Raw genomic sequence first — 24,745 nt, 5'->3', positions numbered from 1 at the left:
CGCCGGTCGAAGCAGCCGGAGGTGCCCATGAGTGCGGAGGCAACGAACCCTGCCATGCCCGGCCCCGTGACGTCCGGGGCCCAGCGCAGGCGCGGCCGCGCCCGTCTTGACCTGCGCAGGCTTGGCAGGGCCGCCCTGCTGGGGCCCGCCGCCCGCGACCGCCTCCCCGACGCGATCGGCCACGTGGCGGAGGCGCACCGGGCCCACTATCCGGACGCCGACCTGGAGCCGCTGCGCCGTGCCTACGTCCTCGCGGAGTCCTCGCACCGGGGCCAAATGCGCAAGAGCGGCGAACCGTACATCACGCACCCCCTCGCCGTGACCCTGATCCTCGCCCAGCTCGGCGCCGAGATCACCACCCTGACCGCGTCCCTGCTCCACGACACGGTCGAGGACACGGACGTGACCCTCGACCAGGTACGGGCCGAGTTCGGCGACGACGTCTGCTATCTCGTCGACGGCGTCACCAAGCTCGAAAAGGTCGACTACGGCGCGGCGGCCGAGCCGGAGACGTTCCGCAAGATGCTCGTCGCCACCGGCAACGACGTTCGCGTCATGTCGATCAAGCTCGCCGACCGGCTGCACAACATGCGCACCCTCGGCGTCATGCGCCCCGAGAAACAGGCCCGCATCGCCAAGGTGACCCGGGACGTCCTCATTCCGCTCGCCGAGCGCCTTGGCGTACAGGCGCTCAAGACCGAGCTGGAGGATCTGGTCTTCGCGATCCTCCACCCGGAGGAGTACGCCGAGGTCAAGACCCTCATCGACGCCAACGCCGCAAGCCACGGGGACCCGCTCGGAGACATCGCGGGCGAGGTGCGCGGCGTGCTCCGGGACGCGGGCATCGCCGCCGAAGTGCTCATCAGGCCGCGGCACTTCCTCTCTGTCCACCGGGTGCACCGCAAACGCGGTGAGCTACGTGCCTCGGACTACGGCCGCCTCCTCGTGCTCGTCAACGAAGACGCGGACTGCTACGGAGCCCTCGGCGAACTGCACACCTGTTTCACGCCGGTCGTCTCGGAGTTCAAGGACTTCATCGCCGTACCGAAGTTCAACCTCTACCAATCGCTGCACACCGCGGTGGCCCGTCCCGACGGCCAGGTCGCCGAGGTCCTCATCCGTACGCACCAGATGCACCAGGTGGCCGAGGCGGGCGTCGTCGCCCTGCGCCATCCCTACGCTCCTCCTTCGGAGGAGCTGTCCGACCGGGCCGACGACGAGCGCGTCGACCCGACCAGGCCCGGCTGGCTCTCCCGGCTCCTCGACTGGCAGGAGGCCGCACCCGACCCGGACACGTTCTGGTCGACGCTGCGCGAGGACCTCGCCCAGGACCGCGAGATCGCCGTCTTCCGCCCCGACGGCGGCACGCTCGGTCTGCCCGCCGGCGCCAGCTGCGTGGACGCCGCCTACGCCCAGTACGGCGAGGACGCGCACGCCTGCATCGGCGCCCGCGTCAACGGCCGCCTGGCGACCCTCAGCACCGTCCTGCGCGACGGCGACACCGTGCAGTTGCTCATGGGGCAGGACGCCACCTCCGGGCCGTCGAGCGAGTGGCTCGACCACGCCCGTACGCCCGCCGCCAGAATCGCGATCCGGCGCTGGCTCACCACGCACCCGGTGCCCGCGGCTCCCGCCCCGACGCCGTCCGGTCGGCGGCCTGCCCAGCAGACGCCGGTGAGCACGCCCCGCCCGGACGCCTCCGACGCCCCACGCTCGGCCGCCGCGAGCGCCGTGGTGGACCGCGAGGGCGCGACGGTACGCCTCGCGGGGTGTTGTACGCCGGTGCCGCCCGACGCCATCACCGCGTTCGCCGTGCGCGGAGGCGTCGTGACCGTCCACCGTGTCGGCTGCCCCGCGGTGGAGCGCATGAAGGACGTGGGGCGCGCGGAGGTCGGCGTCCGCTGGGGGGACAGCGCGGAGTTCCGGGTGACCCTGACCGCCGAATCGTTCGGCCGTGCCCACCTGCTCGCCGACCTCACCGAAGCGATCGCTCTGGAGGGCGTCGCCATCGTCTCCGCGACCGTGGAACCGCCCACCCAGCAGCGCGTCCGCCACACATACACGCTGCAACTGCCCGACGCCGCGCACCTTCCGGCGCTGATGCGGGCGATGCGCGCCGTGCCGGGCGTGTACGACGTGAGCCGCGCCCAGCACCCGGCCGCCGCCGCCCACTGACACGCCACGGCCACCCTGGGACCGTCGACTCGGCTCATCGCCCGAGGGCACGGCGCCCCGTTCGAGTGGTCGGAACGCGCGTCGTCACACCGTGACGGTGCCGCGCTGATAGCCGTAAGCCATGCTGCTCACCCCTCGGACCACGGCCCCGCGGCCGAAGGCCCTCCGCACCCCCCGCATCGCCGCGGCACTGATCGCGGCGACCGCGTCCGCCGCCCTCGTCGCGGCGAGCGTGCCGTCCCCGGCCGCCCCGCTCGGCATCGGCGACCCGCTCTTCCCGCACCTGGGCAACCCCGGGTACGACGTGGACTCGTACGACATCGCCTTCACCTATCGCGGCGACAACCGCAAGCCGCTGGACGCCATCACCAAGATCGACGCCCGGGTCACGGCGCCCCTGGAGCGCGTGAACCTCGACTTCACGCACAGCAAGGTCCGTTCCGTCGAGGTCAACGGCGAAACCGCCCGTTTCGACAGCTCCGGCGAGGACCTGGTGCTCACGCCGTCCGCACCGGTCACGCCCGGCGAGCGGCTGCGGATCACCGTCCGGCACACCAGTGACCCGATCTCCGCCAAGGAAGCCCAGAGCGGCTGGGTGCGCACGGCGGACGGGCTCGCCATGGCCAACCAGGCGGACGCCGCCCACCTGGTCTTCCCGTGCAACGACCATCCGGCGGACAAGGCGGCGTTCACGTTCCGTGTGACGGCCCCCAAGGGACTCACCGTCGTCGCGAACGGCCTGCCGACCGCCAAGGCCCGGCGCGCCGACGGGACCACCACCTGGGCATACCGTACCCACCACCCCATGGCGACCGAACTGGCGCAGGTGTCGATCGGGCGGTCCACCGTGGTCCACCGCCAGGGCCCGCACGGCCTTCCCGTACGCGATGTGGTGCCCACCAAGGACCGCAAGCTCCTGGAGCGCTGGCTGAAGAAGACGCCCGGCCAGATCGACTGGATGGAGAAGAAGGTCGGGCGCTACCCCTTCGAGACCTACGGCGTCCTGGTCGCCGACGCGCGCACCGGCTTCGAACTGGAGACACAGACGCTCTCTCTCTTCGAGAGAGAGATCTTCACCCGCACCGAATACCCCGAGTGGTACGTCGACGCGATCATGGTGCACGAACTGGCACACCAGTGGTTCGGCGACAGCGTCACCCCGCGGGCCTGGTCGGACGTCTGGCTCAACGAAGCCCACGCCACCTGGTACGAGGCCCTCTACGCCGAGGAGAAGTCGAAGCGGCCCCTGGAGGACCGGATGAAGGTGGCCTACCGCCGGTCGGACGGCTGGCGCGCGGCCGGCGGCCCGCCCGCCAAGCCCAAGGCACCCGCTCCCGGGGAGAAGATCAGCCTCTTCCGACCCGTCGTCTACGACGGCAGCGCCCTGGTCCTCTACGCGCTGCGCCAGGAGCTCGGGCACCGGGCCTTCGAACACCTTGAGCGGCAGTGGGTGCACATCCACCGCGACGGCAACGCCACGACCGCCGACTTCGTGCGGCTCGCCTCCGAGACGGCGGGCCGTGACCTCACCGGATTCTTCGACGCCTGGCTGTACGGGCAGAAGACGCCGCCCATGCCGGGGCACCCGGACTGGCGTACGGGAGCGCCGGAAGGGAAGTAACTACCCGGTGACGATTTCCGGCCGGGAAAAACACGGATGACGAGACGGCCCGTGCCGTGCAACCATCATCAGGTCGACGGCACGGCCGGCACGGCCGGCACGGCCGGTCCGGACTTCGGGGCTTCCCCTCGGGGATATCTCAGGGTCGGCCGAGGCCGGGTCCGGGAATCTCCGGGCCGGCTCGGGCGTTGTCGACTGTGACGGGTGACGCACTCGTCGGCGACGGATCAGGGATCCGTTCGTATTCCATCGACGTATCGACGTAAGGACCCAATGACCTCCTCTTCTTCCCCTTCCCAGGACGCACAGAGCTTCGCGCAGAACTACCCCGAAGGTCTTCGGGCCGATGCCCTGATGGAAGAGGACGTCGCCTGGAGCCACGAGATCGACGGAGAGCGGGACGGCGACCAGCTTGAGCGCTCCGAGCGCGCGGCTCTGCGCCGCGTCGCCGGACTCTCCACCGAACTCGAGGACGTCACCGAAGTCGAGTACCGCCAGCTCCGCCTGGAGCGCGTGGTCCTCGTCGGCGTGTGGACCTCCGGGACCGTGGACGATGCGGAGAACTCCCTCGCGGAGCTGGCCGCCCTCGCGGAGACCGCGGGCGCGCTCGTGCTCGACGGTGTCATCCAGCGCCGCGACAAGCCGGACCCGGCGACGTACATCGGCTCCGGCAAGGCCCTTGAGCTGCGCGACATCGTGCTTGAGACCGGTGCCGACACCGTCGTCTGCGACGGTGAGCTGAGCCCCGGCCAGCTGATCCACCTCGAAGACGTGGTGAAGGTCAAGGTGGTCGACAGGACCGCCCTGATCCTCGACATCTTCGCCCAGCACGCCAAGTCCCGAGAGGGCAAGGCGCAGGTCGCCCTGGCGCAGATGCAGTACATGCTGCCGAGACTGCGCGGCTGGGGTCAGTCGCTCTCCCGTCAGATGGGTGGCGGCGGCGGTGGCGGCATGGCCACCCGTGGCCCCGGTGAGACCAAGATCGAGACGGACCGGCGACGGATCCGCGAGAAGATGGCGAAGATGCGCCGTGAGATCGCGGAGATGAAGACGGGCCGCGACCTCAAGCGACAGGAGCGCCGACGCAACAAGGTGCCTTCGGTCGCGATCGCCGGCTATACGAACGCGGGCAAGTCCTCGCTCCTCAATCGCCTCACGGGCGCGGGCGTGCTGGTGGAGAACGCGCTGTTCGCCACCCTCGACCCGACCGTGCGCCGGGCCGAGACACCGACCGGCCGGCTCTACACCTTGGCCGACACCGTCGGATTCGTACGGCATCTGCCGCACCACCTCGTCGAGGCGTTCCGCTCCACGATGGAGGAGGTCGCCGACTCCGACCTCATCCTGCACGTGGTGGACGGTTCGCACCCGGTGCCGGAGGAGCAGCTGGCCGCCGTGCGCGAGGTGATCCGCGATGTGGGCGCCACCGATGTGCCCGAGGTCGTAGTGATCAACAAGGCGGACGCGGCGGACCCGCTGGTCCTCCAGCGCCTGATGCGGAACGAGAAGCACGCGATCGCGGTCTCGGCGCGCACCGGCGCCGGTATCGCGGAGCTCCTCGCGCTGATCGACGCCGAACTGCCGCGGCCCGAGGTCGAGATCGAGGCCCTCGTCCCGTACACCCACGGCCAGCTCATCTCGCGTGCGCATGCCGAGGGCGAGGTGCTCTCCGAGGAGCACACCGCGGAGGGCACCCTGCTCAAGGCGCGGGTGCACGAGGAACTCGCCGCTGAGCTCGGGCCGTACGTACCGGCCACCCGCTGACGGCAGCCGGACCGAGCACAATCCGGCCCGCCCATCGCACGGCCGAAGGCCCGTCCCCTCTCGCAGGGGGCGGGCCTTCAGCTGTGTCAGGCGACCGGTGGATGACTCTTCGGCGACCGGTGGGTGACCGGTTCGGTAACCAGTTGGTGACCAGTGGGGCTACTGCGAGCCGTACTTCTTGCTCATCATGTCGTAGACCTGCTCGGCGCCCTTGCCCAGCTGCGGTCCCGCTAGCCAGGTGTTCTCGGCCGGGCCGATGGAGGTGTTCGACACGAGCTCGGTCTTGTCGCCCACCATCCGGAACCAGCCGCCGCCGGACGAGCCGCCGGTCATGGTGCAGCCGATGCGGTACATCGTCGGCTGGCTCGGTGACAGCGACAGACGGCCCGGCTTGTCCACGCACTTGTGCATGATCAGGCCGTTGTACGGAGGGGCGGCCGGGTAGCCCCAGGCACCCATAGAGCTCACGGTCTGCGCGGCCGGAGTCGAGAAGTCGACATCGAGCGCGTTGCCCACGGTCTCCTCAAGGGACTTGCCGCCCCGCTCCGGCTTCACGTGCATCACGGCGTAGTCGTACGTCGCACCCGCGCCGCCCGTCGGACCGCCCTCATTGATCCACTCGTTCGAGGTCGAGACCCAGTCCGCCCAGTACTGCCCGTAGGGGGCGATCTCCTGCGGAGCCGCGTTGCCCAGCTCGGCCTCGGACTTGCCGAGGTCGTTGTAGGAGGGCACGAACGCGATGTTGCGGTACCAGCCGCCCTCGGCGCCGGCATGCACGCAGTGACCCGCGGTCCACACGAGGTTGGACTTGCCGGGGTTGCGCGGGTCCTTCACGACGGTTCCGGAGCAGACCATCGAACCCTCGGGGGAGTCGAAGAAGATCTTGCCGACGGGGGCGGCGTTCTCGTGGTACGGCGTCTTCTCGGGCTTGGCCCGGACCGGCGTCGGGGCGGGGTCGGTCGCGCCCTGGTCGGCACTCGCGTCCTTCGCGGCGATCGTCTTGTTCGGGTCCTTCGCCTTCTGCATCCGCTCGGGCTTCCAGAGCCCGGCGATGACCGGATTGACGAAGTCCTTGGACTCGCGCAGCCAGTCGTCCTTGTCCCAGTTCTTCCAGGCGCCGTTCTTCCACTTGTCCGGGTCGATGCCGTGCTTCTTGAGCTTGTCGGCGAGTTCGCCGGGCAGCTTGGAGTCGGCACTCCCGGCACCGGCGTCGGAGCCGTCGGATCCCTGGGAGGCGGCGGTGTCCGGCGCGTCGCTCGCCTTGTCCTCGCTCGGACCGCAGGCCGTGGCGGTGAGCGCCAGGACCGCTGCGAGTCCGGTGGCGGCGAGTGCGGCGCGCCGTCCACGACTGCGCGCGAAGAGCGCACGAGTGGAACGCATGGTGCTGTTACCCCCGAATAGAACGTGAATTGCGTGATTGCCATGGATAGAGGCAGAGAATTGCCATGTACGTGTCATGCGCGTCCCGGGAGAAGTCCGGGAGACCCGCGTTGACACAACACCCCACTATGCCTGTGAGATTGGGGATGAACAGCGGCGGGGTCGTGAAGGTTTACGACGACCCCGCCGCCGTACGGTATGCGGTACGAGAGGTCCGGCTTGCCCGAAGGCCTCACATGCCGGGGGTCCGGCCTACTGCCCGGCGAACTTCTTGCTGACCGCGGTGTAGATGCCCTTGGCCTCCTTGCCCAGGCGCGGACCGGCCAGCCAGCCCGCCGTCACCGGGCCGATGGAGGTGTTCGAGACCAGGGCGGGCTTGCCGTCCTGGCCCTGCGCCACCCAGCCGCCGCCGGATGAACCACCGGTCATGGTGCAGCCGACGCGGTACATCGTCGGGTCGGGCTTCGTGAGCGAGAGCCGGCCCGGCTTGTCGGCACACTGGAACAGCTTCTGGCCGTCGAAGGGCGGCGCCGCCGGGTAACCGGTGGCCGTCATGGTCTTGATCTGCGGAACCGAGGGGGCGTTGAAGTCCACCGGAAGCGCCGAACCGACGGTCTCCTCCAGCGACTTGCCCTCGCTGCCCTTCTCGGGCGCCACGTGAATCACCGCGAAGTCGTACGGCGCACCCTTGCCGCCCGTCGGGCCGCCCTGCTCAATCCACTGGTCGGAGGTCTGCGCCCAGTCGCCCCACCAGACGCCGTACGGGGCGACCTCTTCCTTGGGGGCGTTCTGCAGTTCCTCGGCCGACTTGCCGCTGTCGTTGTACGAGGGGACGAAGACCATGTTGCGATACCAGCCGCCCTCGGCGCCGGCGTGCACGCAGTGACCGGCGGTCCACACCATGTTGGACTTGCCCGGGTGGGCCGGGTCCTTGATGACGGTCGCGGAGCAGACCATCGAACCCTCGGGACCGTCGAAGAAGAGCTTGCCGGACTCGGCTGCCTGGTCGTGGTACGGCGCCTTCACGGCGGCGGCCTCGACGGGCTCGGGCGTCGGATCGGTGACGCCTTGGTCGCCGGAGATGTCGCTGTCGTCGACGCTGCGGTCCGGGTTCTTGTCGGCGTCCCGCATCCGCTCGGGGTCCCACAGGTCCTCGATGATCGGGTTGACGAAGTCGCCGGCCTCGCGCAGCCAGTCGTCCTTGTCCCAGTTCTTCCAGGCGCCGTTCTTCCACTTGTCCAGGTCGATCCCGTGCTCCTTGAGCCGGTCCTGGAGGTCCGCCGGAATCTTGATCTTGTCATCGCTGCTGCCGCCGCCCTCGCTGTCACCGGGCTGTGCCGAGGACGAGTCACCGCCGGCGTTGTCCTCGGTGGGGCCGCAGGCCGTGGCGGTCAGTACGAGCGCCGCGCCGAGCGCCACCGCGGCCGCCACGGGGGAGGTTCTGGTGCGCGCGCTCCTCCCACTGCGGGCGGTGAAGAGCGGACGTATGGGTCGCATCGTGAGATTCCCCCTGGGCCTCGAAGATCGTTCATAGTGCAATGGTTCTGAGCATGGTTCTGAGCGCCTGTGGGGCAAGCGCCTCACTGGTGCAGAGTGCAATGGTTCGAAGTGCTGGACACTCGGGTGCCAAGCACCCGCCGCACACCGGCGCGGGCCCCCTGTGACCAGGGGGCGGCGCACCTGTCGCTGGCGAACGGCCCCCCACACTATGCCGATGCCGTTGGGGACGGCCGACGGAAGGGCAACGGTTCCGTCACGGCAAGGATCTTCCAATGACCCGTGATCCTCCGGGTTCACCGTCGTTGGTACGTACGGGGGGAGTCGCGGCCTGCGCCGATCTCCCCTGCCAACTCGCCTGCGCGTTCGGTCATATGGGGTCCACCCGACATACGGGTGCACCCGAGCCACACGGCCGGACGCGCTCGTCCACAGCGGGAGGACCAACAGTCGTGGCCGTGACCGAGCCTGCGCCCGCGGCGGTGTCCGCAGCACGTTCCGTAACACAGTCGTTGCAGCCGGCGGAGGCCCCGGGGTCTGTAGAGCCTGCGGGGCCTGATGATCTTGCGGGAGTTGCGGGGCCTGCGGGGGTTGAGGGTACTTCGGAGGTTGAGGGGCCGACGGGGGGCGAGGGCACTTCGGAGGTTGAGGGGCCTGCGGGGGTTGGAGAGACCGAGGGGGCGGTAATGGGGGGCGGGGAAATGAGTGCCGGGCCTACCGTCATGCCTTCCGCCACGCAAGAGGGCATCCTGCGGCGGCAGTCGGCGCGCGAATCAGCTGCACGTACCTACGCCAGAGCCCTGCCGATCGTGCCGGTGCGGGCGCGCGGCATGACCATCGAAGGTGCGGACGGGCGCCGCTACCTCGACTGCCTCTCGGGCGCAGGGACGCTGGCCCTCGGCCACAACCACCCCGTGGTGCTCGAAGCCATCAGGAAGGTGCTCGACTCGGGGGCGCCGCTGCACGTCCTCGACCTCGCCACACCGGTCAAGGACGCCTTCACCACCGAGCTGTTCAGCACGTTGCCGCGCGGCCTCGCCGAGCGTGCGCGCATCCAGTTCTGCGGCCCCGCCGGGACGGACGCCGTGGAGGCCGCGTTGAAACTGGTCCGCGCGGCCACCGGACGCGACGGCATGCTGGCCTTCACCGGCGCTTACCACGGCATGACGGCCGGGGCGCTCGAAGTGTCCGGCGGCGCGCGGGGCGTACGGGTCGCGCGCCTCCCTTACCCCCAGGACTACCGCTGCCCGTTCGGTCTCGGCGGCCCACGCGGCGCCGAACTCTCCGCCCGCTGGACGGAGAGTCTCCTCGACGACACGAAGTCGGGCGTTCCAGCCCCAGCAGGCATGATCGTCGAACCTGTCCAGGGCGAGGGCGGGGTCCTTCCGGCGCCCGACGCCTGGCTGCGCCGAATGCGTGAGATCACCGCGGTGCGCGGCATCCCGCTCATCGCCGACGAGGTCCAGACGGGTGTCGGGCGCACCGGAGCGTTCTGGGCCGTCGAGCACAGCGGCGTCGTACCCGATGTGATGGTGCTCTCCAAAGCGATCGGTGGCAGCCTGCCCCTCGCGGTGGTGATCTACCGGGACGACCTCGACGTCTGGCCCCCCGGCGCCCACGCGGGCACCTTCCGAGGCAACCAACTCGCCATGGCAGCGGGCGCGGCGACCCTCGCCTACGTCCGCGAGAACGGCCTCGCCGAACGCGCCGCCACATTGGGTGCCCGCATGATCACTCAACTCCGTTCCCTGGCGGCAGCCCACCCCTGTATCGGTGAGGTTCGTGGCCGGGGCCTGATGATCGGAGTCGAACTCGTCGAGCCAGATGGGCGGGGTGCACCAGGTGGGCGGGGTGAGCCAGGTGGGCGGGGCGAGTCAGGTGCTTCTGGGCAGCCTGGGGAGCCCGTTAAGCCGGTGGGGATGGTGGGGGCGGTGGAGTCTGTCGGGTCGGCCAGGTCTGGTGGGGCGGTCGGGGCGAGGATGCCGGGCTCTACCCCTGGGGCGGGAGCGGGAGCGGGAGCGGGGTCGGGGGCGCGGGGTGGTGGGAACCCGGGCAGCTTCGGAGCGGGGATCGTCCACCCTCGGCCGGGTCAGGGCGCTCCTGGGCCCGGGCCGGAAGAATCCCGGGCGAGGCCGGCCGCCGGTAGTGACGCTACCGCCGACCAGGGCATCGAAAACTTGGGGGCGCTTCAGCCGGCCTGATACCGCATACGAGCCGCTCACCGGGGCCGCCGGCCACCTGCCGACCGCCACTCGCCCTCGCCCACCAGCCCCCCAACTGGCCGCCGCTGTGCAGCGCGAGTGCCTGCGGCGCGGCCTCATCGTGGAACTCGGCGGGCGCCACTCCAGCGTCGTACGACTCCTTCCCCCTCTGACCATCACCGACGAACAGGCGGTTGCGGTCCTCGACCGTCTCGCCGACGCGCTGACCACCGCAGCGCGTGCCCACCACGGATAGCCAAGACGGACCCGGGCCGCCCCGCGGCGGCGGCCATGAGATGCCGGGTATGTCCCGGACCCGTCGCCACACGGAGCCCGAACAACCCCACAAGGAACCCCTCTTGAACGCCACCCCCCCGTCCGAAGGCCGCCCCCACCTCGACGCCCCAGGCACGTGCGTCACACAACCACTCTTGGCGGCCGAGGCCGGTACGGTCCCCCGGCAGAAGTGCGGCGGCCGAGAGGCCGAGCACTTGCACGGCAGGGCCACCGACCTGCTGGAACACCCCGATCCGCACACCGCCGCCCAGGCGGCCGCCGTCGAGAACCTGCTGCGCTGCTGGGTCAGGGAGAACAACCTTCCGGCACCGGAGCAGGGCGCCCTGCGCATCCCTCTCCACGCCAGCGGCACGGCTCTGCTCGTCCCCGTGCACTACTGGTCGGCCACCGGCTGGCACCGCTTCGGCCTGCCTTACCTGGAGGACGGCCCGGCCAGCGCCCCTCCCGTCGACGCGGTGACCGTCGCTGCCCTCCTCGGCCGCGAGACGGCACGCCGCGACGCGGAGCCGCCGGCGGGTGATCCGGCCACGAATGCCCCGGCAGGCCCGCCGGGAACCTCGGCAGACTCGGGGACCCTGGCAGGCCCGGGAATCCCTTCAGGCAGAGGAACCCCGGCAGGCACGGGCACCCCTCCAGGCCCGGAAAACCCTTCAGGCACGGGAACCATGGCAGACCCGGCAACCCCGGCAGACCCAGGAGCCCCGGCACCTGCGGCGAACCGGGCAGGACAGTCGAACCCCGAGGTGTCAGTGCCCCTCCCGGAAGTGGCGCCCCAGGCCGCAGCCGCGCATCCGGCCGGCCCCGTCGACGGCGCCGACCTGGTCGGCCGGGTCGCCGACTCGGTCCGTCGCACCGCCCAGTTCATCGCCGACCGTCGTGCCAGCCGGGCCGACGAGCCCGACCTCTTCCTCGCCGCCGAACAGTCGCTGCTCCTCGGTCACCCCTTCCACCCGACCCCCAAGAGCCGCGAGGGCCTGTCCGACAGCGAATCACGGCTCTACTCACCGGAGTTGCGCGGAGCCTTCGCACTGCACTGGCTAGCTGTCCATCCCTCCGTACTCGCAGCGGACTCGGCCTGGACGGAACGCGGGCGTCCGCTCCCGGCCGACCAGCTCGCCGCCCGCCTCGCAGGCCCGGAACTACCGCTGCCGGACGGCCGCGTCGCGCTGCCCGTCCATCCGTGGCAGATCCGCGAGCTCCGACACCGTCCCACGGCGGCCGAACTCCTCGACGCCGGCCTCCTCCAAGACCTCGGACCGCACGGCGCCCCCTGGCACCCCACCTCCTCCGTACGCACCCTCTACCGTTCCGGCGCAGCCGCCATGCTCAAGCTGTCGCTCGGCGTCCGCATCACCAACTCCCGTCGTGAGAACCTCCGTAAAGAACTCCGTCGCGGCGTCGAAGTCCACCGGCTGCTACGCAGCGGCCTCGCCAAGCAGTGGCAGGCGGCCCACCCCTGCTTCGACGTCGTCCGCGACCCCGCGTGGCTTGCCGTCAACGATCGTGACGGCGCGCCCGTGACCGGGCTCGACGTCATGATTCGGCACAACCCCTTCAGCCCCGGGGACGACGCCACCTGCGTCGCGGGCCTCGTTTCGCCCAAGCCTTCGGCCCTGCCCGCCTGCCAGGACCTCCGCCTCATGCGCTCCCGGCTCGGCGAGACGGTGACCAGGCTGGCGGGACGGACGGGCCGCCCCCGAGGCGCTGTCGCCACCGAGTGGTTCCTGCGCTACCTGGAGACCGTCGTCCGCCCCGTGCTGTGGCTGGACAGCGAGGCAGGCGTCGCCCTGGAAGCGCACCAGCAGAACACGATCCTCCTCCTCGATTCCGAGGGATGGCCCGTGGGAGGCCGCTACCGCGACAACCAGGGCTACTACTTCCGGGAATCCCGGCGTGCCGAACTCGACCGGCGGCTCCCCGGCATCGGCCGGCACAGCGACACCTTCGTCTCGGACGAGGTGACCGACGAGCGGTTCGCCTACTACCTCGGCATCAATAACGTCCTGGGTCTGATCGGAGCGTTCGGCGCCGAACGACTCGCGGACGAAAGGCTGCTGCTCGCGGCCTTCCGACGCTTCCTCGGCGACATCGCATCCGGCCCTGACCCGCTGCGCACCTCACTGCCCGCGACGCTGCTCGACTCACCCGTGCTGCGGTGCAAGGCCAATCTGCTGACCAGGCTCCATGGACTCGATGAGCTCGTCGGCCCGGTCGACACCCAGTCCGTGTACGTCACCATCGCCAACCCCCTTCATTCCTGAGGACCATGCCCCGCCTCTTCAGACTCTTCTGACTCTTCTGACTCTTCTGACAGGAGCGACGCCGTGTCTCCCACCGATGCGAGTACCGACGCCGACACCGATCCCACGGCCACCGGCGCCGACGGCGCGGACACTCTCGACCTGCGCCTGCCCGACGAACTCGTCGCCTTGCTGGCCGAGAGCGACGAGCGAACTCCGCGGGCAACTCACATCGGGCACGGCGAGCGCGCCCCGGACCACAGCCCGGGCACCGTGGCCGTGGAGGACCTCCTCGACGGCATCGCCGCCTGGGGGCCAACCACCACTGACGCCGGTGTCTTCCAACTCGTACCTGTCCGTCTCGAACGTGACCTCCCACTGATCAGCCGGTGGATGAACGACCCTGCCGTGGCAGCCTTCTGGGAGCTGGAAGGCCCCGAGGCCGTCACCGAGGAGCACCTGCGTCCCCAACTCGACGGAGACGGACGCAGCGTGCCCTGCCTCGGCGTGCTCGAAGGCATGCCGATGAGCTACTGGGAGATCTACCGGGCGGACCTAGACCCGTTGGCCCGCCTCTACCCCTCGCGCCCGCACGACACCGGTGTCCACCTCCTCATCGGTGGCGTCGTCAACCGCGGGCGCGGCCTTGGCACTTCACTGCTCAGAGCCGTCGCCGACCTCGTGTTCGACCACCGCCCCGCATGCGCACGCGTCATCGCAGAACCTGACCTGCGCAACACCCCCTCCATCTCCGCATTCCTGAGTGCTGGCTTCCGCTTCTCCGCCGAAGTGAACCTGCCCGACAAACGGGCGGCGCTCATGGTCCGTGACCGAGCCCTGCGCGCAGTGCTCTGACCCGATCACTCTTGGTACACCGCTCGACCCGATCCGGTTCCCTCCCTGAGGAGTCCCCGTGCCGAATCCGTTCGCAAGCCCGATCTCCCGCCCATCCGCCGCGCTCTACGACCCACCCGAGCTGACCCAGGACAGATGGCGCGAGGCCGGCCGCCGACTGCTCGCCAAGATGATCGGCGAGTTCGCGTACGAAGAGATCATCAGGCCCGAGCCGGTCATAGAAGGTGAGGCGGACACCTACCGTCTCCACCTCGAACCGCCCGGGCCGGACGCGGCTGACACACCGCCCGGAGCCACCGCTCCCAACGGCAGCGACGGGCATCGGGGTCAGCTCCGAGATCAGAACCAAGATCGGGACCAGAACCGGAGCCAAGAGGGCAACCGCGTCCACGACCGCGACCCCAAGGGTGACCACGACAGCCCCTGTCTCACCTTCCGCGCACGCCGCGGCTCGTACGGAGGCTGGCACGTCGACCCCGCCAGCCTGGCGCTGAGCGAGGGCGGTGCGGCGGCCCGCCCCCTGCATGACCCCGTCCGATTCCTCACGCTGGCCCGCAGGACCCTGGGACTCGACGGCGCCACCCTCGGTCACCTCGTCCGCGAACTCAGCATCACCCTCAGCGCCGACGCCAGGATCGACCACACCGCGCTCACCGCGGCGCAGCTCGCCGACCTCAGTTACGCGGAACTGGAGGGCCACCAGACCGGCCACCCCTGGCTGGTCCTCAACAAAGGCCGCATCGGCTTCTCCGCCACCGACGTCAACCTATGGGCGCCGGAGGCCCGCCGCGCCACGACGCTCCCATGGATCGCTGTCCACACCGACCTCGCCGTGTATCGAGGTGTCACCGGGCTGGAAACCGCTCAGCAGCTCTACGCCCGCGAGCTTCCCATCCCCACCCAGGAGACCTTCGCGGACTTACTCCGCGCGCGCAGGCTCGACCCCCAGGAGTATTTGTACCTTCCGGTGCACCCCTGGCAGTGGGACGAGGTCGTCCTGCCGCTCTTCGCTCCCTCCGTCGCCGCGGACGCCATCGTTCCGCTCGGCAGCGACGGCGACATACGCCTGCCCCAGCAGTCCATCCGTACGTTCCTCAACGCGTCCCGTCCCGACAGGCACACCGTGAAGCTGCCGCTTTCGGTCCTCAACACACTGGTCTGGCGCGGACTGCCCACGGAGCGCACGATCGCCGCGCCCGCCGTCACCGCGTGGATGCACGCCCTGCGCGACATCGACCCCTTCCTGCGCGACGAGTGCCGGGTGATCCTGCTCGGCGAGGTGGCTTCGGTGGCCGTCGAACATCCTGTGTACGACGGGTTGCCGGAGGTTCCCTACCAGTACAGGGAACTGCTCGGCGCCATCTGGCGCGAGCCTCTCACCCGCTACCTCGCCCCCGACGAACGCGCACGCACCCTTGCCTCGCTGCTGCACGTCGACCCGGCCGGCAGGGCCTTCGTCACGGAACTCGTGGAACGCTCGGGACTCGCCCCCACTGTGTGGCTGCGCCGGCTCTTCGCCGCCCTGCTGCCTCCGCTCCTGCACTTCCTCTACCGCTACGGCACCGTGTTCTCCCCTCACGGGGAGAACGCCATCGTCGTCTTCGACGACAAGGACGTGCCCGTCCGCCTGGGGGTGAAGGATTTCGTGGACGACGTGAACGTCAGCGCCGCGCGGCTGCCCGAGCATGACTCGATGCCTGACGATGTACGCGACGTACTGCTCACCGAGCCCCCCGACTTCCTCACGCAATTCATCCATTCCGGTCTCTTCGTGGGAGTCTTCCGCTACCTGGCGCCGCTGTGTGAGAAACAACTGGGCGTCCCGGAGAAGGATTTCTGGTCCGCCGTGCGCGCCGAGATCCTCCGGCACCAGGCGCGCGCTCCAGAGATGAAGGAGCGGTACGAGATGTTCGACCTGCTCACACCGCGTATCGAGCGGCTGTGCCTCAACCGGAACCGGCTCCTCCTCGACGGGTACCGCGACCGCCCGCAGCGTCCGCACGCCGCCGTGCACGGCACCGTGCCCAACCCTCTCCACCAGCCTTGATCGCGGGATTGTCAGTGGGGCACCGTAGGGTGGTCGCGCTATGACGAAGCCCTCCCTCCCCGCGCTCCTGCACGCCGCCGTCACCGCTGTCGGCGGCACGGAACGCCCTGGCCAGGTGTCCATGGCCGAGGCCGTCGCCGAGGTGATCGACGACGGCTCCCACCTGCTGGTCCAGGCCGGCACCGGCACGGGTAAATCCCTCGGCTATCTCGTGCCCGCCCTGGCCCACGGGGAGCGCGTCGTGGTCGCCACCGCCACGCTCGCCCTCCAGCGCCAGCTCGTGGAGCGGGACCTGCCGCGCACGGTGGACGCACTGCACCCGCTGATGCGCCGCCGACCCCAGTTCGCGATGCTCAAGGGCCGCTCGAACTACCTGTGCCTCCACCGCCTCCACGAAGGCGCGCCGCAGGACGAGGAGGAGGGCCTCTTCGACCAGTTCGAGGCGGCAGCGCCCACCAGCAAGCTGGGCCATGACCTCCTGAGGATGCGGGACTGGGCCGACGAGACGGAGACGGGCGACCGGGACGACCTGACCCCCGGCGTCTCCGACCGGGCGTGGTCCCAGGTCTCCGTCTCCTCCAGGGAGTGCCTCGGTGCTTCGAAGTGTGCCTACGGGGCGGAGTGCTTCGCCGAGGCGGCCCGCGAGCGCGCCAAGCTCGCCGACGTCGTCGTCACCAACCACGCGCTGCTCGCCATCGACGCCATCGAGGGCGCCCCTGTCCTTCCCCAGCACGAGGTGCTGATCGTGGACGAGGCCCATGAACTGGTCTCCCGGGTCACCGGCGTGGCCACGGGCGAGCTCACCCCCGGTCAGGTCAACCGCGCGGTGCGCCGAGCCGCCAAGCTCGTCAACGAGAAGGCGGCCGACCAGCTCCAGACCGCATCCGAAGGCTTCGAGCGGCTGATGGAGCTGGCCCTGCCGGGCCGCCTGGAGGAGATCCCCGAAGACCTCGGGTACGCGCTGATGGCCCTGCGCGACGCCGCCCGCTCGGTCATCACAGCGCTCGGTTCCACCCGCGACAAGTCGGTCCAGGACGAGGACGCGGTACGTAAGCAGGCCCTGGCCTCTGTGGAGTCGATCCACGACGTGGCGGAGCGCATCACGAACGGCTCCGAGTACGACGTCGTCTGGTACGAGCGGCACGACCGTTTCGGAGCCTCCGTGCGGGTGGCCCCGATGTCCGTGTCCGGTCTCCTCCGGGAGAAGCTCTTCGCCGAGCGCTCGGTGATCCTCACCTCTGCCACGCTCAAGCTCGGCGGCGACTTCAACGGCGTCGGGGCGTCGCTCGGCCTCGCCCCGGAGGGCACCGAGTCCGAGGACGCGCCCCAGTGGAAGGGCCTCGACGTCGGCTCCCCGTTCGACTACGGCAAGCAGGGCATCCTCTACGTCGCCAAGCACCTGGCCCGTCCGGGCCGCGAGGGCACGCGCAGCGACATGCTCGATGAGCTGGCCGAGCTGATCGAGGCGGCCGGTGGCCGGACGCTCGGCCTGTTCTCCTCCATGCGTGCGGCTCAGAGTGCGGCGGAGGAGCTAAGGGAGCGACTCGACATGCCCATCCTCCTCCAGGGCGAGGAGACCCTGGGGGAGCTGATCAAGGGCTTCGCGGCGGACGTGAAGACATGCCTCTTCGGGACGCTCTCGCTCTGGCAGGGCGTGGACGTGCCGGGCCCCAGTTGCCAGCTGGTGATCATGGACAAGATTCCCTTCCCGCGCCCCGACGACCCGCTGATGAGCGCCCGCCAGAAGGCGGTCGACGAAGCCGGCGGCAACGGCTTCATGGCAGTCGCGGCCACCCATGCGGCTCTCCTGATGGCGCAGGGCGCGGGGCGTCTCGTACGAGCGTCCGGGGACCGCGGCGTGGTCGCCGTCCTGGATCCCCGGCTGGCCACGGCGCGCTACGGAAGCTATCTACGGGCTTCGCTGCCCGACTTCTGGTACACGACGGACCGCAATCAGGTGCGTCGCTCCCTGGCCGCGATCGACGCCGCGGCGAAGGCGGCCGAGGCGGCTCAGGTGTCGGGCTGAGCCAGGACACAGCAGGGCCCCGGAACCGGCGCAGTTGGTTCCGGGGCCGGTCAGAAGCGCGGACTCACACCCGCCGCAGCACCGCCACGACCTTGCCGAGGATCGTCGCCTCGTCACCGGGGATCGGCTGGTACGCGGAGTTGTGCGGGAGGAGCCAGACGTGCCCGTCCTCGCGCTTGAAACGCTTGACCGTCGCTTCGCCGTCCAGCATGGCGGCCACGATGTCGCCGTTCTCCGCGACGGGCTGGCGCCGCACCGTGACCCAGTCGCCGTCGCAGATGGCGGCCTCGATCATCGAGTCACCGACGACCTTCAGCACGAAGAGCTCTCCGTCGCCCACGAGCTGCCGGGGGAGAGGGAAGACGTCCTCCACCGACTCCTCGGCGAGGATCGGGCCACCGGCCGCGATACGGCCGACGAGCGGGACGTACGACGCGGCCGGCTTGCCGGTGGTGTCGGTGGGCTGGCTGCTCGGCTGGTCCGAGCCGCGCACCTCGTACGCGCGCGGGCGGTGGGGGTCGCGGCGGAGGAAGCCCTTGCGCTCCAGGGCCATCAGCTGATGGGCGACCGAGGAAGTGCTGGACAGGCCCACCGCCTGACCGATCTCCCGCATCGACGGTGGGTAACCGCGCCGCTGCACGGAGTCCCTGATGACCTCGATCACCCTGCGCTGCCGGTCGGTGAGTCCCGAACTGTCGGCGCGGATGCCTGGAGGTCGACCCGGCAGGGAGCGGGTGGGCTTTGGCCCCTCCTGGTTCGTGGCTACGTCATTCATGGCATGCACCGGCTCGAGTCGGCTCTGGGAGCGGTCCTGGGCAGTGATGGTGGCGCTGTCTGCGGTGGTGGTCACGTCGGTCGGCCCCTCTCGAGATGTTCTCTCCCTAGCTAGCCAACGGTAGTTGCTTTCGAAAGGTTGCGCCAAACACACGTTCGAGTGAAAAATCGCTGATTACCTGACGTGATCAGGTTTCCAGGTGTATGGCTGACACTCGGGCCGAACGGCAATTCGGTTCATTACGGTACGCTTCACCGCCGGGGCCGTGAGCCCCTCGCTGGGGCTCACATACTGCCATCCGGCGCCTCGTCAACCCGGCACCGGCCCCCTTCCCGAGCCCCGCGAAGGGCGCCTTCGCGGGCCCGACATGGCCCCGACATGGCCAGGAGCGGCGCGACACGCGAGGTGTCGAAGAAGCGGGCAAACCCCAGATCTAGTGGTTGGATTGCGACAGCGGCCCAGAAGTTGTGGTCCCTGGTCTTTCAGGGGCTCAGGCATCGCCTATGCTTGGGGCTGCTTCGAGGGGCCCCGAGGGCCCGTTGACGCTTATGAGTCGCGCCGTGAAGGAGGGTTGGGAGTTCCATGCACTGCCCCTTCTGCAGGCACCCCGACAGCCGCGTAGTCGACAGCCGCACCACTGACGACGGCACGTCGATCCGAAGGCGCCGCCAGTGCCCCGACTGCTCCCGTCGTTTCACGACTGTGGAGACGTGCTCACTGATGGTGATCAAGCGCAGTGGCGTGACCGAGCCCTTCAGCCGTACGAAGGTCATCAACGGCGTCCGCAAGGCGTGCCAGGGACGGCCGGTCACCGAGGACGCCCTCGCCCTCCTCGGGCAGAGGGTGGAAGAGGCCGTCCGCGCCACTGGAAGCGCCGAGCTGACCACCCATGACGTCGGGCTGGCCATACTCGGTCCGCTGCAGGAACTCGACCTCGTCGCCTACCTGCGCTTCGCCTCCGTGTACCGGGCGTTCGATTCGCTCGAGGACTTCGAGGCTGCCATCGGAGAGCTGAGGGAACAGCGGCTCGACGCGGAGCCGCGCGACGCGGGCGGAGAGCGCGTCGTGAATGAATGCGGGCCCGGAGGGACTGTCGAAGTCCCGGTGCCCGCCACCGCCGCCGACTGACCGGCTGACCGACCGGCCGGCGGCAAACCAGACCTGTCGTGGGTGTCCTTTGCGATGCCCGCGACGCCAGATACACATCCGTGTCACGGGAAGATCGTGGCACTTCAGGGCGTTTTAGCCTGAAACAGGGAGGCGGCATGACCGAGACGACGAGCGGCCCGGCACGAGGTTCCCGCGCCAAGGGATCCAAGGCCAAGGGTCTGCGCATCGAGCGCATCCACACGACCCCCGGCGTGCATCCGTACGACGAGGTGGTCTGGGAGCGCCGTGACGTCGTCATGACCAACTGGCGCGACGGCTCGGTCAACTTCGAGCAGCGTGGCGTCGAGTTCCCCGACTTCTGGTCGGTGAACGCGGTCAACATCGTCACCAGCAAGTACTTCCGCGGGGCCGTCGGTACCCCGCAGCGCGAGACCGGCCTCAAGCAGCTGATCGACCGCATCGTGAAGACCTACCGCAAGGCCGGCGAGGACTACAGCTACTTCGCCTCGCCCGCCGATGCCGAGATCTTCGAGCACGAGCTGGCCTACGCCCTCCTGCACCAGATCTTCAGCTTCAACTCGCCGGTCTGGTTCAACGTCGGCACGCCCCAGCCGCAGCAGGTGTCCGCCTGCTTCATCCTGGCCGTCGACGACTCCATGGAGTCGATCCTCGACTGGTACAAGGAAGAGGGCATGATCTTCAAGGGCGGCTCCGGCGCCGGCCTGAACCTCTCCCGCATCCGTTCCTCAAAGGAACTGCTGTCCTCCGGAGGCAACGCCTCGGGTCCCGTCTCCTTCATGCGCGGTGCCGACGCCTCCGCGGGAACGATCAAGTCCGGTGGCGCCACGCGCCGTGCGGCCAAGATGGTCATCCTCGACGTCGACCACCCCGACATCGAGGGCTTCATCGAGACCAAGGTCAAGGAAGAGGAGAAGATCCGCGCCCTGCGTGACGCGGGCTTCGACATGGACCTGGGCGGCGACGACATCACGTCCGTCCAGTACCAGAACGCCAACAACTCGGTCCGCGTGAACGACGAGTTCATGAAGGCCGTGGAGTCCGGCTCCAAGTTCGGCCTGCGTGCCCGGATGACCGGTGACGTCATCGAGGAGGTCGACGCCAAGTCGCTCTTCCGCAAGATGGCCGAGGCCGCCTGGGCGTGCGCCGACCCCGGCATCCAGTACGACGACACCATCAACGCCTGGCACACCTGCCCGGAGTCCGGCCGGATCAACGGCTCGAACCCGTGCAGCGAGTACATGCACCTGGACAACACGTCCTGCAACCTCGCCTCGCTGAACCTCATGAAGTTCCTGAAGGACGACGGCAAGGGCACCCAGTCCTTCGACGCCGAGCGCTTCTCGAAGGTCGTCGAGCTGGTCATCACCGCGATGGACATCTCGATCTGCTTCGCGGACTTCCCGACCCAGAAGATCGGCGAGAACACCCGCGCCTTCCGTCAGCTGGGCATCGGCTACGCCAACCTCGGCGCCCTCCTGATGGCCACCGGTCACGCGTACGACTCCGACGGCGGCCGTGCCCTCGCCGGGGCCATCACCTCGCTGATGACGGGTACCTCGTACAAGCGTTCCGCCGAGCTCGCCGCGGTCGTCGGCCCCTACGAGGGCTATGCCCGCAACGCCACGCCGCACAAGCGCGTCATGAAGCAGCACGCCGACGCCAACACCGCGGCCGTCCGCATGGACGACCTGGACACCCCGATCTGGGCCGCCGCCACGGAGGCCTGGCAGGACGTGATCCGTCTCGGTGAGAAGAACGGTTTCCGTAACTCCCAGGCGTCCGTCATCGCCCCGACCGGCACCATCGGTCTCGCGATGTCCTGCGACACCACGGGCCTGGAGCCCGACCTCGCCCTGGTGAAGTTCAAGAAGCTCGTCGGCGGCGGCTCGATGCAGATCGTCAACGGCACCGTGCCGCAGGCCCTGCGTCGCCTGGGCTACCAGGAGGAGCAGATCGAGGCGATCGTCGCCCACATCGCCGAGAACGGCAACGTGATCGACGCCCCGGGCCTGAAGACCGAGCACTACGAGGTCTTCGACTGCGCCATGGGCGAGCGTTCCATCTCCGCGATGGGCCACGTCCGCATGATGGCCGCGATCCAGCCGTGGATCTCGGGCGCCCTCTCCAAGACGGTCAACCTCCCGGAGACCGCCACCGTCGAGGACGTCGAAGAGGTCTACTTCGAGGCCTGGAAGATGGGCGTCAAGGCGCTTGCCATCTACCGCGACAACTGCAAGGTCGGCCAGCCGCTCTCCGCCAAGAAGAAGGAGGTGGAGAAGACCGAGCTCACGGAGAAGACCGAAGAGACGATCCGTGCCGCGGTCGAGAAGGTGGTCGAGTACCGCCCGGTCCGCAAGCGCCTCCCGAAGGGTCGTCCCGGCATCACCACCTCCTTCACGGTGGGTGGCGCCGAGGGTTACATGACCGCCAACTCCTACCCGGACGACGGTCTCGGCGAGGTCTTCCTGAAGATGTCCAAGCAGGGCTCGACCCTCGCGGGCATGATGGACGCCTTCTCGATCGCCGTCTCCGTCGGTCTGCAGTACGGCGTGCCCCTGGAGACGTACGTTTCCAAGTTCACGAACATGCGCTTCGAGCCGGCCGGTATGACGGACGACCCGGACGTGCGGATGGCGCAGTCGATCGTCGACTACATCTTCCGCCGCCTGGCGCTGGACTTCCTGCCCTTCGAGACGCGCTCCGCGCTCGGCATCCACTCCGCCGAGGAGCGCCAGCGTCACCTGGAGACGGGTTCCTACGAGCCGTCGCTCGACGACTCCGAGGTCGACGTAGAGGGGCTGGCACAGTCCGCTCCGCGGCAGACCGAGTCGCTGAAGGCGGTCGCCACGCCGAAGGCCGAGACTGAGGCCGAGGCCGCCAAGCCCGCCCCGCAGCAGGCGCACACCAGCGCCGAGCTCGTCGAGATGCAGCTGGGCATCCAGGCCGACGCGCCGCTGTGCTTCTCCTGCGGTACGAAGATGCAGCGGGCAGGCTCCTGCTACATCTGCGAGGGCTGTGGCTCCACCAGCGGCTGCAGCTGACCTGTGAGGGGCTGTGCCGGACGCGCTTCCGGCACAGCTGAGCGGGTGGCTGCCCGCTGACAGCGGCACGAAGGGGATCGGCGATACGTCGGTCCCCTTCGGCGCGCCTGCCCGTCTTCCCAGGTACGACGTATCCACCCACCGCTCAGTCCGGCGTCAGGTCTTGCTCCCCATGAGGGAGGCGAACGACGTGGGGTCGGCGTCAAAGCCACGGATGACCTCGCGGAACGACCACGCCCCGGACTCGTCCCTGGTGAATTCGGCGATGGTCGCGGCCGTGCTGCCCGCGACGGCCGCGAGATCGCTCTGGGCCAGGTCCGTGTGGCCCTCGCGGATCCGCACGGCGGTGTTCGTGATGTCGCCGAACACCTTCTGCCCTTCATGCTGCTGGATCGCTACCCCCACCACGACCCGGCAGTACGTGGGTGCGAGGCGGTCCAGCTCCAGGACCATGACCTCGTCGAAACCGAAGCCCTGGCCCGTCCTGCTGTCGCGGTTGAGGGTGATCGTGCCGTCCGGGGAGCGGCTGTCGAAGTGGACGAGGTACACGGGCTGGCCGTAAGGAGCGTCCGCCGCGTACGTCGCGGCGATGATGTCGAGGTCGTTGGACGGGGATCCGGCAGGGCTCGGGTCCCACTTGAGACCGACTTCGACCTTCCTGATTCCCTTGCTGACACTGCTCATTGGGCTTCCCCCTCCTCGTGACCTGGCCGTCGTCGATCCGCCAGGATGTCCCGGACACACGCTACGACGTAGGACTGACAACGGAGTAGCTTTCCTGGTCAGAACCGTGCAATAGGTCGGGCGGTCATGCAGGTTACGGAGTCCGCCGTGACCACAGGGATCATTGCTTCATGACATGGAACGGGGAAGAGCTCGACGTCGAGGCCTATGTGGCCAGACTCGGGTACACGGGTGGGACGAAGCCGGATCTGGACACCCTGCGCGCACTCCACAGGGCGCACGTGGCGGCGATCCCCTTTGAGAATCTCGAAGTGATGCTCGGCCGTCCGGTTCCGCTGGACCTGGCCGCACTGCAGGACAAGATGGTGCGCAGGCGGCGGGGAGGCTACTGCTACGAACAGAACCTCCTCTTCGCGGCCGCTTTGGAACGCATCGGCTTCAACATCACCGGACTTGGGGCGCGCGTCAGGGCCGGGGCGTCCACCACGCGCGCGGTGACGCACATGCTCCTGAAGGTCGAGCTGGACGGCGAGGAGTGGCACTGTGACGTCGGATTCGGTGCCGACGGGTTGCTCGAACCGATTCCGCTGCGCGACGGCGCTGAAATGCAACAGGGGGAGTGGCGCTTCCGGGTTCACCGTGAGGACACCGGGGCTCTGGTCCTGCGGACATGGCGCAGCGACGGATGGTTCGACTTGTATGCCTACACCTTGGAACCCCACCTGCCTGTCGACTACGTAGTGATGAACCACTACACGTCGACTCACCCCAGGTCGTCGTTCGTCCGTCGGCCGGTGATGCAGAGGGCCGCTCCGGAGGTGCGCCGCAGGCTGGTGGGCGACCGGTTGAGCGTGATGTGCCCGGACGGCTCGGTCGTCGAACGAGGCGTCCCTGTGGGCGAATTGACGACGATTCTCGCTCGGGAGTTCGCCATCGAGCTGGATGCCGCTGACGCGGCCGAGCTGATCCGGGTGCACTACGCCGGAGCGTGACCCGGGTCGCACTCCGCGC

At 69.3% G+C, this 24,745-nt stretch carries 15 protein-coding genes and 1 pseudogene; 12 read left to right on the top strand and 4 right to left on the bottom strand.

The window, feature by feature from the left end:
• The first annotated feature begins 27 nt into the window (after positions 1 to 27).
• The 3 genes from ACOBQB_RS08605 (at position 28) to hflX (ending at position 5,560) form a co-directional block, all read left to right on the top strand.
• On the top strand, positions 28 to 2,175 hold the full coding sequence (locus ACOBQB_RS08605) for a RelA/SpoT family protein (RefSeq protein WP_423590086.1): 2,148 nt from the start codon (positions 28 to 30) through the stop codon (positions 2,173 to 2,175).
• A gap of 121 nt (positions 2,176 to 2,296) precedes the next feature.
• Positions 2,297 to 3,796, top strand: coding sequence for a M1 family metallopeptidase (locus ACOBQB_RS08600; protein ID WP_423590085.1), 1,500 nt, complete (start codon positions 2,297 to 2,299; stop codon positions 3,794 to 3,796).
• Between the two features lie 273 nt (positions 3,797 to 4,069).
• Complete coding sequence (hflX, locus tag ACOBQB_RS08595) at positions 4,070 to 5,560, top strand: GTPase HflX (protein WP_423590083.1); 1,491 nt, start codon at positions 4,070 to 4,072, stop codon at positions 5,558 to 5,560.
• 159 nt (positions 5,561 to 5,719) lie between these two features.
• On the opposite strand, the gene ACOBQB_RS08590 is transcribed toward hflX, so the two are convergent.
• Positions 5,720 to 6,940 carry a trypsin-like serine peptidase gene (locus tag ACOBQB_RS08590; protein WP_423590081.1) on the bottom strand — a complete coding sequence of 407 codons (1,221 nt, stop codon included), beginning with the start codon at positions 6,938 to 6,940 and terminating at the stop codon, positions 5,720 to 5,722.
• A 252-nt stretch (positions 6,941 to 7,192) separates the two neighbouring features.
• Positions 7,193 to 8,437 (bottom strand): trypsin-like serine peptidase, encoded by a 1,245-nt coding sequence (locus tag ACOBQB_RS08585; RefSeq protein ID WP_423590079.1) that lies wholly within the window; start codon positions 8,435 to 8,437, stop codon positions 7,193 to 7,195.
• A 722-nt stretch (positions 8,438 to 9,159) separates the two neighbouring features.
• On the opposite strand from ACOBQB_RS08585, the gene ACOBQB_RS08580 reads away from it, so the two are divergent.
• The 6 genes and pseudogenes from ACOBQB_RS08580 to ACOBQB_RS08555 all read left to right on the top strand — a co-directional run bounded on the left by ACOBQB_RS08580 (position 9,160) and on the right by ACOBQB_RS08555 (position 18,103).
• A complete protein-coding gene (locus ACOBQB_RS08580; RefSeq protein WP_423590077.1) occupies positions 9,160 to 10,638 on the top strand; it encodes a diaminobutyrate--2-oxoglutarate transaminase family protein in 1,479 nt (492 codons plus the stop codon).
• 46 nt (positions 10,639 to 10,684) lie between these two features.
• Positions 10,685 to 10,894: pseudogene (locus ACOBQB_RS08575) on the top strand (aspartate aminotransferase family protein); the annotation flags it as partial.
• A gap of 103 nt (positions 10,895 to 10,997) precedes the next feature.
• A complete protein-coding gene (locus ACOBQB_RS08570; protein ID WP_423590075.1) occupies positions 10,998 to 13,196 on the top strand; it encodes an IucA/IucC family protein in 2,199 nt (732 codons plus the stop codon).
• Between the two features lie 63 nt (positions 13,197 to 13,259).
• Positions 13,260 to 14,030: a GNAT family N-acetyltransferase gene (locus ACOBQB_RS08565; protein WP_423590073.1), complete on the top strand. Its 771-nt coding sequence runs from the start codon at positions 13,260 to 13,262 to the stop codon at positions 14,028 to 14,030.
• Between the two features lie 58 nt (positions 14,031 to 14,088).
• The gene (locus ACOBQB_RS08560) at positions 14,089 to 16,077 is read left to right on the top strand and encodes an IucA/IucC family protein (RefSeq protein ID WP_423590072.1); all 1,989 of its coding nucleotides are present in this window, start codon (positions 14,089 to 14,091) and stop codon (positions 16,075 to 16,077) included.
• 40 nt (positions 16,078 to 16,117) lie between these two features.
• Positions 16,118 to 18,103 carry an ATP-dependent DNA helicase gene (locus ACOBQB_RS08555; RefSeq protein WP_423590070.1) on the top strand — a complete coding sequence of 662 codons (1,986 nt, stop codon included), beginning with the start codon at positions 16,118 to 16,120 and terminating at the stop codon, positions 18,101 to 18,103.
• 64 nt (positions 18,104 to 18,167) lie between these two features.
• Here the strand turns inward: ACOBQB_RS08555 and lexA are convergent, their stop codons facing one another.
• On the bottom strand, positions 18,168 to 18,953 hold the full coding sequence (gene lexA, locus ACOBQB_RS08550) for a transcriptional repressor LexA (RefSeq protein WP_423590069.1): 786 nt from the start codon (positions 18,951 to 18,953) through the stop codon (positions 18,168 to 18,170).
• A 507-nt stretch (positions 18,954 to 19,460) separates the two neighbouring features.
• Between lexA and nrdR the strand changes: the two genes are divergently transcribed.
• Together nrdR and ACOBQB_RS08540 are read left to right on the top strand one after the other, a co-directional pair.
• Positions 19,461 to 20,006 (top strand): transcriptional regulator NrdR, encoded by a 546-nt coding sequence (gene nrdR / locus ACOBQB_RS08545; RefSeq protein ID WP_423590068.1) that lies wholly within the window; start codon positions 19,461 to 19,463, stop codon positions 20,004 to 20,006.
• A gap of 137 nt (positions 20,007 to 20,143) precedes the next feature.
• Positions 20,144 to 23,050 carry a vitamin B12-dependent ribonucleotide reductase gene (locus tag ACOBQB_RS08540; protein ID WP_423590066.1) on the top strand — a complete coding sequence of 969 codons (2,907 nt, stop codon included), beginning with the start codon at positions 20,144 to 20,146 and terminating at the stop codon, positions 23,048 to 23,050.
• A gap of 156 nt (positions 23,051 to 23,206) precedes the next feature.
• Here ACOBQB_RS08540 and ACOBQB_RS08535 read toward each other — a convergent pair whose 3' ends face one another.
• Positions 23,207 to 23,794: a TerD family protein gene (locus ACOBQB_RS08535; RefSeq protein WP_423590064.1), complete on the bottom strand. Its 588-nt coding sequence runs from the start codon at positions 23,792 to 23,794 to the stop codon at positions 23,207 to 23,209.
• Between the two features lie 110 nt (positions 23,795 to 23,904).
• On the opposite strand from ACOBQB_RS08535, the gene ACOBQB_RS08530 reads away from it, so the two are divergent.
• Entirely contained in the window at positions 23,905 to 24,726 is an 822-nt protein-coding gene (locus tag ACOBQB_RS08530; protein ID WP_423590063.1) for an arylamine N-acetyltransferase family protein, read from the top strand.
• Positions 24,727 to 24,745: the final 19 nt, after the last annotated feature.

It is taken from the genome of Streptomyces sp. G5(2025) (genome assembly GCF_049542075.1).
Taxonomy (GTDB): Bacteria; Actinomycetota; Actinomycetes; order Streptomycetales; family Streptomycetaceae; genus Streptomyces.
The sequence above is the reverse complement of the archived record's forward strand: the minus strand, read 5'-3'. Positions and strand labels throughout refer to the sequence as shown.